Source organism: Mitsuaria sp. RG (assembly GCF_028369275.1).
GTDB lineage: Bacteria > Pseudomonadota > Gammaproteobacteria > Pseudomonadales > Pseudomonadaceae > Aquipseudomonas > Aquipseudomonas peradeniyensis.
The window spans coordinates 1-551 of the sequence record NZ_JAQMYQ010000116.1 but is presented as its reverse complement, the minus strand read 5'-3'; the positions used below and the strand labels follow the sequence as shown (position 1 = coordinate 551).

1 protein-coding gene is annotated in these 551 nt (G+C 59.7%); it reads left to right on the top strand.

The features are described from left to right. Positions 1–551: immunoglobulin-like domain-containing protein (locus POF53_RS25925; protein ID WP_254465382.1), on the top strand; the 551-nt coding region annotated here is incomplete at both ends.

Sequence of the window (551 nt, the reverse complement as noted above, 5' to 3'; positions counted from 1 at the left end):
AACTTCGAGAAGCTCACGCTGGGTGACAACACCGTCACCACGACCGTGACTGACGAGCCGGGCACCGGTACTCCGGGCACCGATAACCAGGGTGACAAGGTCACTGTCACCATCGTCGGCAAAGGCGATGTCACCGAAGACCAGCAGCCAGCCTTCACCGTCAAGGTCAGCCAGAAACTGGACCATGACCTGACTGTCACCCTGTCCAATGGCGACAAGGTCGTTATTCCGGCCGGCCAGACCGAAGCCGAATATAAAGCCAAGGCCCAAGGCGATGACGTCTTCAAGGACGGCGACACCCTGACCGTCGGCATCACCGATGCCGCCGTTGATGGCAAGGCCTTTGAAAATCTGGAACTAGGCGGTAACGCTTCCGTCCAGATCACCGACACCGTCAGTGAAGTGGTCGCGACCCTGACTGCGGACAAGACCACCGTCACCGAAGGTGGCCAGATCACCTACACCGTGACCTTGACCAATGCCCAAGGGCTGCCGGTCAACGGCCACAATGGCCTGACCTTCACCCTGACCGACGGCACCAAGGTCACCAT